The sequence below is a fragment of the Arthrobacter sp. 3Tela_A genome (assembly GCF_049311025.1).
GTDB lineage: Bacteria > Actinomycetota > Actinomycetes > Actinomycetales > Micrococcaceae > Arthrobacter_B.
The window spans coordinates 1-16,110 of record NZ_JAXIOM010000078.1 but is presented as its reverse complement, the minus strand read 5'-3'; the positions used below and the strand labels follow the sequence as shown (position 1 = coordinate 16,110).

The 16,110-nt window shown below is 67.4% G+C and carries 18 protein-coding genes; 6 read left to right on the top strand and 12 right to left on the bottom strand.

Translation table 11 applies throughout. The features are described 5' to 3' along the window. Positions 1 to 76 precede the first annotated feature (76 nt). The 3 genes from TVC13_RS16840 to TVC13_RS16830 all read right to left on the bottom strand — a co-directional run bounded on the left by TVC13_RS16840 (position 77) and on the right by TVC13_RS16830 (position 3,056). Positions 77 to 205 (bottom strand): hypothetical protein, encoded by a 129-nt coding sequence (locus TVC13_RS16840; RefSeq protein WP_422402292.1) that lies wholly within the window; start codon positions 203 to 205, stop codon positions 77 to 79. A 114-nt stretch (positions 206 to 319) separates the two neighbouring features. Further along, entirely contained in the window at positions 320 to 1,393 is a 1,074-nt protein-coding gene (locus TVC13_RS16835) for a DNA polymerase IV (RefSeq protein ID WP_422402291.1), read from the bottom strand. Between the two features lie 94 nt (positions 1,394 to 1,487). Next, complete coding sequence (locus TVC13_RS16830; protein ID WP_422402290.1) at positions 1,488 to 3,056, bottom strand: sulfatase-like hydrolase/transferase; 1,569 nt, start codon at positions 3,054 to 3,056, stop codon at positions 1,488 to 1,490. Positions 3,057 to 3,279: 223 nt separating this feature from the next. On the opposite strand from TVC13_RS16830, the gene TVC13_RS16825 reads away from it, so the two are divergent. Together TVC13_RS16825 and TVC13_RS16820 are read left to right on the top strand one after the other, a co-directional pair. Further along, positions 3,280 to 4,299: an NADPH:quinone reductase gene (locus TVC13_RS16825; protein ID WP_422402289.1), complete on the top strand. Its 1,020-nt coding sequence runs from the start codon at positions 3,280 to 3,282 to the stop codon at positions 4,297 to 4,299. Between the two features lie 128 nt (positions 4,300 to 4,427). Then, positions 4,428 to 4,655 (top strand): hypothetical protein, encoded by a 228-nt coding sequence (locus TVC13_RS16820; RefSeq protein WP_422402288.1) that lies wholly within the window; start codon positions 4,428 to 4,430, stop codon positions 4,653 to 4,655. Here the strand turns inward: TVC13_RS16820 and TVC13_RS16815 are convergent. Continuing rightward, positions 4,643 to 5,848 carry a hypothetical protein gene (locus tag TVC13_RS16815; RefSeq protein WP_422402287.1) on the bottom strand — a complete coding sequence of 402 codons (1,206 nt, stop codon included), beginning with the start codon at positions 5,846 to 5,848 and terminating at the stop codon, positions 4,643 to 4,645. The genes TVC13_RS16820 and TVC13_RS16815 overlap by 13 nt on opposite strands. Before the next feature lie 63 nt (positions 5,849 to 5,911). Here TVC13_RS16815 and TVC13_RS16810 point away from each other — a divergent pair, with 63 nt between their 5' ends. From TVC13_RS16810 to TVC13_RS16795, 4 genes are all read left to right on the top strand, one after another. Next, a complete protein-coding gene (locus tag TVC13_RS16810; protein ID WP_422402286.1) occupies positions 5,912 to 6,370 on the top strand; it encodes a hypothetical protein in 459 nt (152 codons plus the stop codon). Between the two features lie 32 nt (positions 6,371 to 6,402). After that, positions 6,403 to 6,843: a helix-turn-helix transcriptional regulator gene (locus TVC13_RS16805; protein WP_422402285.1), complete on the top strand. Its 441-nt coding sequence runs from the start codon at positions 6,403 to 6,405 to the stop codon at positions 6,841 to 6,843. A gap of 14 nt (positions 6,844 to 6,857) precedes the next feature. Continuing rightward, positions 6,858 to 7,265, top strand: coding sequence for a VOC family protein (locus tag TVC13_RS16800; protein ID WP_422402284.1), 408 nt, complete (start codon positions 6,858 to 6,860; stop codon positions 7,263 to 7,265). A 99-nt stretch (positions 7,266 to 7,364) separates the two neighbouring features. Beyond that, the gene (locus tag TVC13_RS16795; protein WP_422402283.1) at positions 7,365 to 7,970 is read left to right on the top strand and encodes a class I SAM-dependent methyltransferase; all 606 of its coding nucleotides are present in this window, start codon (positions 7,365 to 7,367) and stop codon (positions 7,968 to 7,970) included. A gap of 197 nt (positions 7,971 to 8,167) precedes the next feature. On the opposite strand, the gene tatA is transcribed toward TVC13_RS16795, so the two are convergent. From tatA to TVC13_RS16755, 8 genes are read right to left on the bottom strand one after another with little or no spacing between them, the layout of a single operon-like run. Beyond that, entirely contained in the window at positions 8,168 to 8,473 is a 306-nt protein-coding gene (tatA, locus tag TVC13_RS16790) for a Sec-independent protein translocase subunit TatA (protein WP_422402282.1), read from the bottom strand. Next, a complete protein-coding gene (locus TVC13_RS16785) occupies positions 8,470 to 9,456 on the bottom strand; it encodes an alpha/beta hydrolase (protein ID WP_422402281.1) in 987 nt (328 codons plus the stop codon). The genes tatA and TVC13_RS16785 overlap by 4 nt, the downstream gene beginning before the upstream one ends. Before the next feature lie 14 nt (positions 9,457 to 9,470). After that, positions 9,471 to 10,145, bottom strand: coding sequence for an N-acetylmannosamine-6-phosphate 2-epimerase (locus tag TVC13_RS16780; protein ID WP_422402280.1), 675 nt, complete (start codon positions 10,143 to 10,145; stop codon positions 9,471 to 9,473). Then, complete coding sequence (locus TVC13_RS16775; protein ID WP_422402279.1) at positions 10,138 to 11,094, bottom strand: ROK family protein; 957 nt, start codon at positions 11,092 to 11,094, stop codon at positions 10,138 to 10,140. The genes TVC13_RS16780 and TVC13_RS16775 overlap by 8 nt, the downstream gene beginning before the upstream one ends. Positions 11,095 to 11,099: 5 nt before the next feature. Continuing rightward, complete coding sequence (locus TVC13_RS16770; protein WP_422402278.1) at positions 11,100 to 12,032, bottom strand: dihydrodipicolinate synthase family protein; 933 nt, start codon at positions 12,030 to 12,032, stop codon at positions 11,100 to 11,102. 27 nt (positions 12,033 to 12,059) lie between these two features. Beyond that, positions 12,060 to 12,869 carry an ATP-binding cassette domain-containing protein gene (locus tag TVC13_RS16765; protein ID WP_422402277.1) on the bottom strand — a complete coding sequence of 270 codons (810 nt, stop codon included), beginning with the start codon at positions 12,867 to 12,869 and terminating at the stop codon, positions 12,060 to 12,062. Continuing rightward, entirely contained in the window at positions 12,866 to 14,983 is a 2,118-nt protein-coding gene (locus TVC13_RS16760) for a dipeptide/oligopeptide/nickel ABC transporter permease/ATP-binding protein (RefSeq protein WP_422402276.1), read from the bottom strand. Before TVC13_RS16760 ends, TVC13_RS16765 begins: the two co-directional genes overlap by 4 nt. Positions 14,984 to 14,985: 2 nt before the next feature. After that, on the bottom strand, positions 14,986 to 15,945 hold the full coding sequence (locus TVC13_RS16755; protein ID WP_422402275.1) for an ABC transporter permease: 960 nt from the start codon (positions 15,943 to 15,945) through the stop codon (positions 14,986 to 14,988). Between the last annotated feature and the right edge of the window lie 165 nt (positions 15,946 to 16,110).

Sequence of the window (16,110 nt, the reverse complement as noted above, 5' to 3'; positions counted from 1 at the left end):
GCGCCGCCCCCCCCCCCCCCCCCCCCGGCCCCCCCCGCCCCGCCCCCCCCCCCCCCCGCGCTGTTTCTGTTGTGTGTCAGTTCTGGTCGTCGTCCTTGTTTCCGTCGGCGACGTCCTTGATTTTGTCTTTTGCCTGGTCAACCTTCTCCGGGTTGTCCTGGGCAGCTTCCTTCGCCTTGTCTGCCATTCCACCGAGATCAGCCATGGGATGCGCCTTCCTGTCGAGGATCCGGGGCCCGGGGGTTCCGGCTGCCCCGGCCGGTAAACCCATCGTGCACCCGGCCGGGTAGCCCGTACCACCCCTTTCGGGTGACCGGGTTCACCAGCCGCCGCGCGTGGGGGTGTGTCCCTTCCGTGCGTCCTCCGGCATTGTCATTTCCGCCCGCAGGCCCAGCAGGCGGATGGGACGGCCGTCCTCGATGGCGCCGGCCAGGTCCAGTGCCCGGGCGAGCACATCGTTGCGGTCGAAGGTCTCCGGGATTTTTCGTGCGTGCGTCTTGGTAACGAATGGCGCATACCGGACCTTCAGAGTCAGTCCGATCACCGGCCGCCCTTCAGCGGCCACATCCGCCAGGACATCGGAGGTCAGCTGGGTGACGGCGTCGCGCACTTGGTCCGCTTCGGTGAGATTCTCCTGGAACGTCGTTTCACGGCTGTGCCCGCGCGCCACCCACGGAGTGTCGTCCACCTCGCTGGTTCCATCCCCGCGCCCGAGCGTGGCGTACCAGGGGCCCATCTTCGGGCCGAACTCCGGAACCAGGGCCTGCGGATCTGCTGCGGCAAGTTCAGCGACGGTGCCGATGCCCAGCTTCGCCAGCCTGGCGGAAATCTTATTGCCCACACCCCAGAGTTCCTTTGTGGGTTTTTCGCCCATCACGTCCAGCCAGTTCTCCGCCGTGAGCCGGAAGGTGCCGGCCGGCTTGCCGAAGTCAGTGGCGTTCTTGGCGCGGATCAGGGTGTCCCCGATTCCGACGCTGCAGTGCAGCTGTGTTTGGTCCAGGACCGCGGCCTGCAGCTCGCGTGCATAAGCTTCCGGGTCCTCCGCCTCGATCCCGACGAACGCTTCATCCCAGCCCAGGACCTGCACGACGGCGCCGGGCCGGGCACGCAGGGCAGCCATCACCGCATCCGAGGCGGCCAGGTAGGCTTCGGCGTCGACGGGGAGGAAAACGGCGTCGGGCACCTTCCGGGCGGCCACACGCAGCGGCATCCCGGAGCCGACACCGAAGGCGCGCGCTTCATAGGAGGCGGTGGATACCACCGCCCGTTCGGTGGGATCGCCCCGGCCTCCGACGATGACCGGAAGGCCTGCCAATTCGGGGCGCCGGAGCACCTCGACCGCGGCGATGAACTGGTCGAGATCAACGTGCAATACCCAGGGGATTGAGCTCACGCGCACCAGTGTGCCGGAGTCTTCGGGAAAATTACACCGGCACGGACGGCCCGAGCCGACGGTGAGCCGGATGCGGCTGCCGGGTAGGCGGAGGCTAGCGGGCCAGCGCCTCGCCCGCCCAGGCTCCGGCGTAGAACCGGCTGGAGTTTGAATCCAGGAGTTCGGCGTACGTTTCCGGCGCCAGGTACTGGGCGGAATCCTGCGGGATCTCCGTTGTGAATGCCGAGACACCGAGTCCGGCCTCACGGTCCTTCACGCTGAAGCCCGCTGCTTCGAGAATGGTGGGGAACATGCTCAGCTGGTCCACCCCGGGTCGCAGCTCGGCATCAGTGCCGCCGGGAACCCAGATCCGGTTAAAGATGGTGCGGTTCGGGTGGTAGTCCAGCTGCTCATGGAAGGCATCGCCGGCGCTCATGTGCTTGAGATGGTCGCCCATGATGACAACGGCTGTGTCTTCGAGGTAGCCCTGGGCTTCCATGTGGTTCACGAAGTCGGCCACCTGGACCATGGAGCAGTGGAACGCAGAGGTAACAACGTTTTCGGTGTCCACGGTGCAGTAGTCGTAAATGTGCACGGGTTCGTGGGTGTCCAGGGTGAGGACGGAAAGGTTGAACGGCTGTCCGGTCTGCTTAGCACCGGCGTGCAGTTCATCCACCTTGTCCTTTGCGTTGGCCATCAGCCGCTCGTCGCTGAGGCCCCAGTCGGGACGGAAGTCCTCTTCGGCTTCCCCAGCCGCGCGCCAGTCGGCGAGGCCCAGCACTTCGTCATAGCCGTGGCCGGTGAGGAAGGTCTTTTTGGCGGCGAAGGTTGAGCTGGCCCCGCCCATGAAAACGTTGCTGTAGCCGTTGTCCTGCAGGATGTCGCCCAGGCAGGTGGTACCGCCCAGATAGGTGTCAACGTCGCCGTCGCCCACGTTCCTGGCGTCCGTGCCGGAGCTGCTGTTGCCGCCGCCGAGGCCGGTTCCCTTGAGCGGAATGCCGCACTGGGTGGAGACGATCCCGGCCATGGTCCAGCCGCCGCCCTTGTACTGCTGGAAGTCCTCGATGCTCTGCCAGCCCTTGTCCGCGCTGGTGGCTTCCTTCAGCGGAACGAACGCGTCCTTTTCGAACAGTTCGTCATCCGCGAGGGTCTGCTCGCCGGACTCCAGGTAGATCATCACCAGGTTGCGCTTTTCGGAGCCGGCGGTGACGGAGGGGGTGGTGTAGTAGTCGCCGACGTCGTACTGCGACATCGCAGCCTTGATGTACTGCGGGAGGCTGACAGTGGTGGCGAAGGCGGTGGTGCCGCCGACCACGATGCCCGAGACCACGAAGGTGGCCAGGACGCGCATCAGCCAGTGAGGGCGCGGAGCGCGGAGATGTCCCCCGGCCACGCGATGCCGGCGCCGGCGGTGCTGGTGCCACAGCACGGCCGCCAGAGTCAGGAGGATGGGAACGACGCCGATCCACAGGATGGCAGTCCAGACTATTGAGCCGCCGCCGCCGTCGGGCTCCACGGACATCATGTTCAGGAGCATCTGGCCCACGGAGATGCGGCCCCAGTTGTAGTGGATGACGCCGGCAGCGCCGAGCATCACCAGTCCCGCCCAGAGCAGGAAATAGACCAGGATCTGGGCCGCTATGGCGCCGCCGCGGCGGGTAGCGGAAGAATACCGTCCGGCCACGGAAGCACCTCACATTCCAGAATTTGGGTTTTACACAAACCCCTTGACAATTACCCGTTCACGGGTCCATGGCATTTTAGTGCCCTTTTGCCTCAGGTTCAACCAGCGCTTCCCCCGTGTTTACCTGCTGTACACCCGGTCCAGCCGCGGGACCGGGGCAAATTCCCCTGCGGGACGGGGCCGAAGGGGAATAGATCGATGCCTGCACTCCTTGAAATCCTCTATGAAAGCAATCGTCTACTCCGAGTCCGGAGCGTCCTCTGTCCTCTCCCTCGCCGAGCGTGAGGTTGCCGATCCAGGTCCCGGCGAAGTGCGGGTCCGCGTAACCGTCTCAGGTGTGAACCCGACGGACTGGAAGGCCCGCGTGGGCGGTGTCCCGTTCGACGAGGTGGTGCCCAACCAGGATGGTGCCGGCGTTGTGGACGCCGTCGGCGAAGGGGTCTCCGGCCTCGCCGTGGGGGACCGGGTGTGGATCTACCTCGCCGCACACGGCCGCCCCACCGGCACAGCGCAGGAATACACCGTCCTTCCTGCCGACCGGGCGGTGCCGCTGCCCGACGGCATCGGCTTCGACGTCGCCGCCAGCCTGGGCGTCCCGGCTATGACCGCGCACCGCGCCCTCACCATCCATGAGTTCGGACCGGCACGTCTGGCGCCCGGTGCGCTGGAGGGCCGCACCGTCCTGGTACAGGGCGGCGCCGGAGCGGTGGGACATGCGGCGATCCAGCTGGCAGTGTGGGCTGGTGCCACCGTGATCGCCACGGTGAGCAGCGACGAGAAGGCAGACCTGGCCCGAGCAGCCGGCGCGCACCACATTGTGCGCTATCCGGACGACGCCGAGGCCGACCGCATCCGCGAGATCGCGCCCGACGGCGTTGACCAGATCGTGGAGGTGTCCCCGGCGCAGAACGCAGCGCTCGACGTAGAAGTGATCGGCAACCACGGCAGCATCGCCTACTACGCGAACAACAACGGCGAGGAGTTCACCGCGCCGATCGTAGCGAGCTTCGCGAAGAATGTCCGCTGGCAGGGTGTGCTGGTCTACACCGAGGGCGAAGCCGCGCATCAGGCCGCCGTGAAGGACATTACGGAAGCACTGCGCGACGGCGCCCTGCCGGTGGGTGAAGCCGCTGGCCTGCCGCTGACCTGGTTCAGCCTGGAAGAGACCGCTGCCGCGCATGACGCTGTGGAGAGCGGTGTGACGGGCAAGGTCCTGATCCGCGTGGCGGACGAGGCCGCGTAAGCGCAGGACCGGAACACCGGGCGGGCCGCGGCGATTGGCCCGCCCGGTGGCGTAGGGTGGCTCGAACGTATCCAGGAGCGCCGGGCAGTGCAGCACGCTCACCGGCAGAAACCTAAGGGGGACTGACCATGGCAGGCGAGCGAAGGAACCGAAAGCCGCTCAACCCGGACAAGGTTCCCCATCCCCTGATGAGTCTTTCCTTCCTGCTGTCGGCTGTGCTGATCGCGGCGGGCGGGCCGTTTGTCTGGTGGCGGATACTGGCAGCGGCCGCGATGATCGGACTGTGCATCTACGGGCTGTATCAGTGGAGCCGCGTGCGCCGTGAAGAGTCCGGCCGGAGGAATCAGGCCGGCTGAACCATCCGACGCCGGCTCGACGGCGGAGCGAAGCACCAGATAAGAAGTGCTGCGGAAACCAGCGGCGCGAGGAAACCCGCTGCGGCCACCACATTTAGGGCCATAAAGGACGCGGCCAGGCCAGCCCCCGCCGTCGCGCAGACCCGCAGCGGAAGGGAAACCGGCAGGAGCCGGGCGAAGGGCAGGACGAGGGCGAATCCCAGACAGGCCCCGGCCGCCACGCTCAGCGGCCACTGCGATGGGTGGCCCGCACCCGCCAGCTGGGCACCGGCTGCCGCAAAGAGGCTGGCGACGGCCAGCACCACCGACACGAGGATGACCCGGCCGTGCCGTGGCATCAGAACCGCTCCCAGTGCCACAACTACCGGAACTGCGTTGAGCGCCCCCGCAGCCAGGCCGAGGTTCATGGCGGCCGTTGAATCAGCCGCCAGCGAGGTCCAGCTGCTGCCTGACAGTGCAAACCAGGCGAAGCCGATGCCGAGGATCAGGGTCACAAAGCCTGCCACTGCTACGGCGGCCCGCAGCGTGCCGGACGCCGGAACCGGGTCTGGGAGTGGCCGGCGGGCAGGGTGGACACCTGCTGGGGCGCCCGAGCGCAACGCGATAACCAGGACGGCCGCCGCAGCCAGGGGAGCGGTCAGGGCAGCCGTTAGATACAGCAGCGCGAAGCCGAGGGCGGCTGCGGCTGCGAGCAGGAAAACCTGGGTGTTCCGGGCGTAGCGCGGTTCCCATACGGTGCTGACCGGTCCGGTGAGGGCCAGCGCTCCAGCGAGCCATGCTGCCCCGGCCAGCAGCGCGAAGGACGATTCGAACCAGCCAAAGGCCGTTCCGGCGTCGGCCAGGGTGAATCCAGCGGACCAGCTGGCCAGTGCCAAGGCCGCCAGTGCCAGCGCAGGGACGGCCGCCACCGCCGTGAAAAGTGCGGTTTGTGCGCTCATGCGGCCGGAACGGAACCAAAGCACCAGGACCGCAAGCGTCAGCAGAAGCGGACCGAGGAAGGCCGACGCGACGGTGTGGAGAATTTCAGCGCCCGGCCAGAGGAAGGCATTGCTCAGCACGAGGGCGGTGGCGGCAAGGTAGGCGGCCAGTGATCCAGCAGCGCACACTGCTGCCCAGTTGCCGGTCGCATATGCGCCCAGCCGCTGTGCCCTTCGCTCCCATGCCGCGGAGAAGGATTCGAAACTCGCACTCATGGGCGTCAACCTACCTCCCACGTGGTCCTTTGCACAGAGCGGGCCGGATGGCAGGGTTGAGGCATGAACTCCACAGCACCCGGCTCCGCAGACGCCCGGCCTGCCCTGAGCCCCGGCATGGCCCGGACACTCCAGCCCAGCGCGGCAATAGCCTTCACCGTGCTCGGTGCCGGCCTGTGGTGGGGCTGGTTCGCGTGGGACACGGTCGGGATCAGTTCCGGAACGGAGCCGCAGTCCGGCCCCTACGAGGCGTGGCAGGTTATGGGCTGTGTGATGACCTGGATCGTGCTGACCTGGCTGGGGAGGAAGGTTCTCCGTCCGCTCCTGTTAATTCCTGCGCTCCCGGTTGGATTCACCGCCGCCTGGATTCTGACCGCTGCCCTCAGTGATGACTCGGGGCTGTGGGCCGTGGGCGCCATCCTGGTGGCTGCAGGAACGCTGGCCGGGAATGCCCTCCTCGTGTGGGTGTTGAGAGCCATTGACCGGAGCCGGGGGCAACGCACACGAAGTGCAGCTCTCTAGTCTGCCCCGCGCTGCGGGGCTACGGTATCCCCATGCCCAGCAGTACAGCCCATGACCAGCGGCTGCGGGACCTCGTGGTGCTCCGCCGGGTACGGGACCGGATCGACCGGGAGTACGCGCGGCCGCTCAATGTTGATGCGCTCGCACGCGACGCGCACATGTCCTCCGGCCATCTGAGCCGCGAGTTCAAGCGGGCCTTCGGTGAGGCGCCCTATTCCTACCTGATGACCCGCCGGATCGAACGCGCCATGGCTCTGCTGCGCCGCGGGGAGCTGTCCGTCACGGAGGTGTGCTTCGCCGTCGGCTGCTCATCGCTTGGCACCTTCAGTACCCGGTTCACCGAGCTGGTTGGCGTGCCGCCGAGCACTTACCGCCGCGAGCACGCGGATGCGACAAAGGGCATCCCGTCCTGCATCGCCAAGAACGTCTCCAAACCGGTCAGGAATCAAGAAGCGCCGTCCGCGTCCCGGTAACTACCGTTGCCGGCATGAACCTGAACATATCCAACAGTTTCCTGCCCCAGACCGACCCCGACGAGTCCCTCGCCTTCTACCGTGACGCCCTCGGCTTCGAGGTGAGGAACGACGTCGGCTACGAGGGAATGCGGTGGATCACCGTGGGTCCGGCGGACCAGCCGGAAGTCTCCGTGGTGCTCTATCCGCCGTCGGCTGACCCCGCCGTGACGGAGGAAGAGACCCGGATGATCGCCGAAATGATGGCCAAGGGCACGTTCGCCACCCTGGTCCTCTCCTCGCCGGACGTGGATGCTGCGTTCGATGCCGTGCAGGCGGCCGGCGCCGAAGTCATCCAGGAACCGACCGACCAGCCCTACGGCATCCGCGACTGTGCCTTCCGCGACCCGGCCGGCAACCAGATCCGCATCAACGGCGTATAGGCATCGAAGGGATCCGGCGGTCCCGGGCGGCGTTCGGGAATCCGGTTTTGCGCCGGCACACCGGCGAGCAGCCGGCGGCCGGGCGGCTAGGCTGGGAGCGTGCGCAAAGAAACCCTGTGGGAAATCAAGAAACGCCAGAATCCCGAGCACTCGGCCTGGTACATCCAGCGCTTTGAGCAGATGCGGGAAGAGGGAGCAGACCTGGCCGGTGAAGCCCGGCTGGTGGACGCGATGCTTCCGCGCGGAGCCCGGATTCTCGATGCCGGCTGCGGCCCGGGACGTGTGGGCGGCGAGCTCGCCCGGCGGGGACACGACGTCGTTGGCGTTGATGTTGACCCGGAATTGATTGCCGCCGCACAGAAGGACTTTCCGGACCTGCCCTGGCTCACCATGGACCTGACCGAACTCGACCTGGCGGCCGAAGGCATCACGGAGCCGTTCGACCTGATTGTCAGCGCCGGAAACGTCATGGCGTTCCTGGCCCCGGGCACCGCTCCGGATGCCCTGGAACGCATGAAGCAGCATCTGGCCCCGAACGGGCGGATCGTCGTCGGCTTCGGCGCAGGCCGCGGCTATGACTTCGGTACCTTCTTCGAGGATGCTTCCTCGGTGGGCCTGACCGTTCAGCAGAAGTTCTCCACCTGGGACCTGCGTCCGTTCGACGTCGAGTCGGACTTCCTGGTCGCCGTCCTGGGCCGCCGCTAATCCACAGGCACCTCCGATGGCCCTCGGCGGCCATGGAGCTGGAGCGTGCTCATCCTGTGGGGAGATAACGCTCTTCTGGGCCGAACGACGGCATCCTGTGTGGAGATAACGCTGCTTTCAGCGCCTCATAGGGACGGTATCTCGCCACCGGATTCGGGGAAGCCTGTCTGAGGGACGTTATCTCCCCACAGGATGTTTCAATCCCGTGGAGGCGCGGCGGGGGCCGTCGCCCCGGGCGCCCGCGAGACAGGGGCTGCAGCGGTGGGTATGGGTGCCGGAGCGGGTGTAGCCGGCGCCGGCGCAACCGGCGGGATAACAGCACCGGTCACCGGATCGGTTGCAGGTTTGGCCGGCGCGTCCTCGTCCTTCAGCTGCCGGACCTCGGACTTGAAGATCCGCAGCGACTGGCCGACGCTGCGGGCCAGGCCGGGGAGCTTGGGAGCGCCGAAAAGAAGAATCGCAATGACGACGATGATGACAATGTGCCAGCCTTCAAGCCTCATGAGCAGGTGCCTTTCGCAGGGGTTGTAAAAGCAGAAACAGATGAACCGTGCAGCGCCCGGGTCAGGGCACGGTTCCGGTCCAGCAGGCTCTGGGCGCCCACAAGAGAATCAGGGCAGTTCAGTTCGAAGCCGTGATAGGCGCCGGGATAGACGTGCAGTTCCGTGGGAACGCCGGCCTGCATCAGCTTCGCCGCGAACGCTATGTCCTCGTCACGGAACAGATCCAGCTCCGCGGTCTGGATGAGCACCGGCGGCAGCCCGGCCACATCTCCGGCCAGCGCGGGCGCGGCGTACGGGGGCACCTCCTCAGTTCCGCCCAGATAGCAGCCCCACGCGAACTCGCTGTGGGCACGGTTCCAGGTGGGAATACTGCTGAACTCGCGGGCGGACGCGGAGCTGTGGGTGGGATCCAGCATGGGGTACATCAGGTACAGGAACGCCACGGGCAGCCGGTCCTGGTCCCGGTTCAGCAGCGCCAGACCGGCGGCCAGTCCGCCGCCCGCGCTGGATCCGGCGACGGCGATGCGGCGGGGGTCCACGTTCAGGTCCCCGGCGGCGGCGAACAGCCAGCGCAGCCCGGCCAGCGCGTCATCCAGCGGCACGGGATACGGATGCTCCGGGGCAAGCCGGTAATCCACGGCCACGACCACCGCCCCCACCCGCGCGCTCAGCTCTGCGCAGTAAGCCGTATCCAGTTCGGCACTGCCGGCGATCATTCCGCCGCCGTGGATCCAGTAAACGGCGGGGTGCGGGCCGGGGCCGGAGGGCGTAAAGACACGCAGTGCCACGCGGCCGGCAGCGCAGTCCCGGATCTGCACGGCGGGATCCACGACGGCGGCAGCGGGAGCTTCTGCGTGCGCACGGAAGCCGGCCAGCTCGGCCAGCGAGATCGGCGGCGGATGCTCTTCAGAAAACGCGAGCCCGGGCAGCAACTCCGGATCCACCCGCTCCCGGAATGTCTTCACGGCGCGAAAAGACTTCACGGTCTGAAACGTCTTCACGGAACCAGCGCGTCCGCGAACCAGCCGGTGATGGTCGCCGGATGCGTGATGGCAGTGCCCACAACGACGGCGAACGCTCCCGCGTCCAGTGCGGCCCGCCCCTGGGCGGGGGTGTGGATGCGGCCTTCGGCAATAAGGGGAAGCCCGAGCTCCAAGGCAGCGATCTCGGAAATCAGCTCGAGGTCAGGTCCGTTGGTCTTGGGCCGTTCCCCGGTGTACCCGGCGAGGGTGGTACCAAGAATGTCCGCACCGGCCTCGGCGGCAGCGACGGCGTCGGCCGCGGAACCGCAGTCGGCCATGACCAGCGCGGGGGAGCCTTCATGGACCCCGGTGATGGTCTGCGCCAGGGACAGCCCGTCCGGGCGTTCGCGGCGGGTGCCGTCCAGTGCCACGATGTGCGCACCGGCGCTGGCACAGGCCAGGGCGTGATGCAGCGTGGGCGTGATGAAAACGCCGTCGTGCCCGTCTTTCCAAAGCCCGATCACCGGAACGTCGACGGTGGCACGCACGGCCTGGATGTCGCTGAGTCCCTGTACCCGAACAGCGGCCGCGCCGCCGATCACCGCGGACTGGGCCACCTGGGCAGTGGTGCGCGGATCCCGCATCGGTTCGCCGGGGTAGGCCTGGCAGGAGACGATCAGGGATGAGCGCAGGGTTTCGAGATTAAGCATGGGAGCCTTCGGTAGCGGGGATCAGCGTCAGGGCACGGCGGGCGGCGCCGCGGATGGCTGCGGTCGCACCGAGCTGCGCGGGAACGATTTTCAGTCCGGCCAGCGGCGGGAGCAGCTCGGCGCGTGCCTGGGCTTCCATTTCCATCCACCAGAGCGGACCGGCGAAGGCCAGCCCGCCGCCCACCACCACGATGTGCGGATCAAGGACGTTGGACAGTCCGCCGATTGCGGAGCCGGCAGCGGCAGCGCCGCGGCGCAGGGCCTCAGCAGCGGCCGGATCGCCGCCGGCAGCCAGGGAGTAGACGCCGCGGGTGTCGGCGGCAGTGCTGCCGCCGAGGCGGGTGTAGAGCGCGAAGATGCCCGGGCCGGACGCGACAGCCTCCACATGCCCGAAACCGCCGCAGCTGCAGGGCAGCGGCTGCCCGGCTTCAACGGCGAACGGGGACGCGAGGTGGCCGGTGTGCCCGGCGGCGAAGGAAGCACCTTCCAATGGCTGCCCGTCCAGCACGTAGCTGCCGCCCACACCGGTTCCCATGCCCATAAACAGGACACTGGGAACGCCCGCACCGGCGCCTAGCCAGCTCTCGCCCAGGGCATGCGCGTGAACGTCGTTCAGTGCCGTGGCGGGCAGGCCCGTGCGCACAGTCAGTTCCGCCGCCAGCGCCGTTCCGGCCCAGCCGCGGATCGAGTCCGTGGCCGAAAGCACGACGCCGCGGGCTGAGTCGATCACTCCGGCCGAGCCGATGCCGAGTGAGTCCACCTGCAGGCCGCGGCTCTCCGCCTCGGCCTGCAGGGAACGGATCAGGCCCGCGGCAGCCTGCAGGACCTTGACGGCACCGGCCTGCGACGGCGTCGGTACCTCGGCGGAGAACACCACGTTCCCGCCGGCGTCGACAATCCCGCCCGCAGTCTTGGTACCGCCCAGATCGAGTCCGAGAACATGCCGCATGGAACTCAGAGCATCCCGCTGCGTTCGAGGATGCCGCGGATGGCGGCGGTCTCGGCGTCGTTCAGGGCCGTCATCGGTGCGGACATCACATTGGTTTCAATGACGCCGAGCAGCATCAGCGCGGTCTTGAACGCGCCCAGTCCGGCGGCGCCGGGGGAGACCCGGCCCGGAGTGGGGGTGTAGACGATGTCGAAGAGCCCGGCCAGCCGGTCCTGGACCCGCGCGGCCTCGGCGAAGTCGCCGGCTTTCGCTGCCGAGTACAGGGCGGCATAACCGGCGGGATCCACGTTCCCCAGCCCGGGAACCACACCGGCAGCCCCGCCCAGCAGGGCGCCGTCCACCACTACCTCATGCCCGGTGAAGACGGCGAAGTCCGGCAGCCCGCGGGTGGCCAGCAGCAGCTGGCGGAAGGACACATCGTCACCGGAGGAGTCCTTGACGCCGGCGAGCACGCCGTCCTGCGCCAGCTGGACCAGCAGCGGCAGCGGCAGCTTGAAGTGGGTGCGGACCGGAACGTCGTACGCGAACAGCGGCACGTCCAGGGCGGCATGCAGGGAACGGAAATGGGTGTCGGTCTCGGCGACGTCGGAGATCGCGTAGAACTGCGACGTCGCCACGATGGCATCCGCGCCCAGGTCCACCAGCCGGCGGGCTTCTTCCACGGTGCGGGCCGTGGTCTGCTCGCAGGCACCGGCGATCACGGGCACTTCACCGGCGTTGACGCCGGCCACCGTGCGGATCACCGTGTCGCGTTCGGAGTTGGTCAGGTACGGGACCTCGCCGGAGGAACCGAGGATGAACAGGCCCGTGACACCGCCGTCGAGCAGGTATTTGGTCAGCTTTTCCAGCGACGCCGTATCAATGGCGCCGTCCGCCGTGCGGGGCGTGACGACCGGCGGGATGACGCCGTGGAAGCTGGGCTTTGATGCGTGTGACAAGTAGTTCTCCAGTGCTTGTTTCTTGTTCTAGACGTGCAAAAGGCTGGGCGCTGCTCCGAGCAGGCTCTTGGTGTAATCGTTGTCGGGTCGGTCGAAGACCTCCGCCGCCGGTCCTTCCTCGACAATCTGCCCGTAGTACATGACGCAGATGCGGTCAGAGACGTAGCGGACGGTCTGGATGTCATGGGAGATGAAGACCATGCCCAGGTTCAGTTCCCGCTTCAGGTCGGAGAGCAGGTTCAGCACCTGCGCGCGGACCGAAACGTCCAGGGCCGACGTCGGTTCATCCGCCACGATCACCGACGGGTCCAGGGCCAGCGCCCGGGCGATGGCCACACGCTGGCGCTGGCCACCGGAGACCTGGTGCGGGGTGACCTCCGCAGCAGACTGGGGCAGCCCGACCAGGCCCAGCAGCTCTTTGACCCGGTCCCTGCGTGAAGCCTGGGTGCCGATGCCATGGACCTGCAGCGGGTCGGTGAGGATGTCCTGGATGGTCATGCGCGGGTTCAGCGCCGTGGCGGGGTCCTGGAAGACGACGCCGACGGAGCGGCCGAAGGTCTTCTTCGAGGAGGACGCCCGCGTGCTGACTTTTTGCCCGTTGAAGAGTACTTCACCGGCCGTGGGTTCCTGCAGCCCCACGAGCACGGAAGCCAGGGTGGACTTGCCGCACCCGGATTCACCGACAATGCCCACGGTTTCGCCGCGGCGGACGGTGAAGTCCACGCCGTCCACGGCCTTGACGATGTTTGGCCGGAACAGGGACCCGCTCCTCGCCCGGTGGTGGACTTTGATGCCTTTGAGCTCCAGGACGGGAGCGGTGCTGTTTTCCGTGCTCATGCTTCCTGCCTTGTGCTGGTGCCGGTTTCGACGAGTTCCACCACGTCCGTTTCGTGGCTGGCCCAGTAGTGCGTGCTGTCGCCAATCTGGACGAATTCGAGGACCTGGTTCGGGTCGGCGCCGGGCCGCAGGGAGCGCTCGGCGAACCGGTCGCCCGCCGCGAAGTCCCGGGGAGAGGGGACAGTGCCCTGGATCTGGTGCAGGCGTTCGGCGCCGGCCTCGATGGAGAGCACCGCCCCGAGCAGGCCGCGGGTGTATTCGTGCCGCGGATCGCGCAGCAGGTCCGAAACGTCTCCGGACTCCACGACCTGCCCGGCGTACATCACCGTGACGCGGTGCGCCAGGGAGGCCACCAGGGCAAGATCGTGGCTGACGAACACCATGGCGAAGCCAAGCTGCTCTCGCAGCTCGTTCAGCAGGTCCACCACCTGCTTCTGCACGGTTACGTCCAGAGCCGTTGTGGGTTCATCTGCCACCACGATCTTCGGGGAGCGGGAGAGTGCCATGGCAATCAACACGCGCTGGCGCTGGCCGCCGGAGAGCTCATGCGGGTAGCTCTTGAGCGTGCGGTCCGGGTCAAGCTTCACCAGTTCCAGCAGCTCGCGCGGGCTCTTGCGTCCGCCGCGGCGGGTGAGCTGGGCCATCTGGTCCTTGATGAGCATGGACGGGTTCAGGGAGCTGAGTGCGTCCTGGTAGACCATGGCGATCTGTTCGCCGCGCAGTCCCTTGTAGAGCCGGTCGCGTTCCTTCGGGTCGTTGGTGAGCAGTTCCTTGCCGTTGAACCGGATGGAACCGGTGAGCTGCGCAGTGCGGGGAAGCAGGCCCATGATTGCCAGGGATGTGATGGACTTGCCGCAGCCGGATTCGCCCACCAGGCCCATGGTCTCGCCTTCGCGGACGGTGAAGCTGACCCGGTCCACGATGGCTGTGTCACCGTAGCGTTCCGGGAAGCGGATGGAGAGGTCCTTCACTTCCAGGATGACCGGCGCATCCGCTGCCACGGCGGGAAGGCGGTCCGTGCGGGATGCCTCGACGGCGGCAAGCCGGTCCAGCTCCACGGCCAGGGCTTCGAGCGACCCGGGCTTGTGGACATTCGCGCCTACGGAAGGCGCGGTTTCCTGCTCGCCGGCCGGAACGCCGTCGTGCTCCGTCAGCGAGGTGCCGGCGGCGTCCAGCGCGGAAGGCTGGGCAGCGGTGGCGACGGCGCCAACGGCGGCGGGAGCCTGCGTGCGCGGCTTGCGGATCCGCGGGTTGACCATGGCGTCGGTAAGGCCCTCCGCCAGGATGTTCAGCGCCAGGACAGTGAGCAGGATGGTGATGCCGCCGAAGGTGGTGGGCCACCAGGCGCCGCTGAAGACCACGTTGCGCCCGTCCGCCATGACGTTGCCCCACGAGGCGGCCGGCTGCTGTACGCCTGCACCCAGGAAGGAGAGCGACGCTTCCAGGATGATCGCGTCGGCGACCATCACGGTGGCGAAGACCAGCACCGGGGCGGCGCAGTTGCGGGCAATGTGCTTGAGGAGGATGTAGGTGCGGCCGGCGCCGATCACGCGTTCGGCGCGGACGTAGTCCTCGCCGTACTGTGCCAGCACGTTGGCGCGGACCACGCGGGCCAGCTGCGGCGTGTAGACGATGGCGATCGCCAGGATGAGCACCGGGACGGTGGAGCCGAAGAGGTTCAGCGAGTGGTCCCGGAGCGCGAACAGCAGGGCAGCTGCCAGTGCGATTCCGGGGAAGGCCATCAGGATGTCCAGGATGCGCATGACCGTTTCGCTGACGGCCTTGCGGGACGTGGCGGCGATGGCCCCGAGGATTGACCCAAGGATCAGGGCCAGGGCGACGGCGCCGAGGCCGATCGCGATGGATACGCGGGCGCCGTACAGCAGGCGGGAAAACACATCGTAGCTTGAGCCGTCGGTGCCGAAGAGGTGTTCACCGCCGGGAGCGAGTACGGGTGCGCTGGATTCGTTCTCCCCGAAGGGCGCGAAGAACGGCCCGATGATGGCCACCAGGACTATGAAGCCCAGGAAGCCCAGGGCGAGTTTGGAGCTGAGGTTCAATGCGGTGAAGCGGGCACCGGTGCTGCTGAGCCGCTCGGCCAGTGAGTTGCGCATGGTTACACCGTCCGGATTCGGGGGTTGATGGCTAGGTAGAGCAGGTCAACCACGATGTTGACCAGGACAAAGGCGACGGCGATGGTCAGGACCGCGCCCTGCACCAGATTGGTGTCCGACGTCGTCAGGCCCACCACAATCAGATCGCCCATGCCGTTGAGGCTGAAGATTTTTTCAATGACGACGGCGCCGCCGAGCAGATAGCCCACGCGGAGTCCCAGCACGGTGACGGGAGTGACGAGGGCGTTGCGCAGCACGTTCCGGGCCACCACGGTACGGTAGGGCACGCCGTTGCCAATGGCGGTGCGGACGTAGTCGCGGTCCAGTTCCTCCACCATGGAGGTGCGGACCACCCGGATCAGCGACGCGGAAACCGGAATGCCCAGTGCCAGGGCAGGCAGCGCCATGGAGTAGAGCCAGCCGACGAAACCGTACTGGTCTGCCCAAGCGAGGCCGCCGGTGGGGAAGACCGAGCCTTCGGGAAGGGCAAGCCACTGGATCAGCAGGATGGCCAGCCAGAAGGAGGGGGTGGCGATCGCCGCGATGGAGAAGATGCGGATGGCCTGGTCCGGCCAGCGGTCGCGGTACAGGGCGGCGGTGATGCCGAGGCTGAGCGCCAGGACGACGGCCAGCAGGATGCCCAGGAAGGTCAGCTGCAGGGTGACGGGGAAGGCCGAGGCGATCTTAGTGGCCACGGATTCTTCCGGCGGGTTGGTGACGCCGAAGTCGAGGCGGATCACGCCGCCTAAGTAGCGGAAGAACTGGACTACCAGGGATTCGTTGAGCCCGCGTTCCTCACGCCAGGCTTCCTTGGCCTCTTCGCTTGCATTCTCCCCGAGGACAGCGGTGGCGCGGTCGGCGGGGATCACGGACAGCACTACGAAGACCATGACCGTGACGCCCAAGAGCATGATCGGCAGGACTGCGAGCCGGCGCCCCAGGAGGCGGATAAACATTGTCACTCAGGAACTCCAATGTGCGGGAAAAGAGTCGGGGGGGGGGGGGGGGGGGGGGGGGGCGGCGGGGGGGGCGGCCCGGCGCCCCGCCCCAGCGCCCGCGCTGGTTCAGCCGGGATTCGCTGCGGGCCAGTTCCTGCAGCTCGGGGTTGACCTTTACCTTCTCGTTGG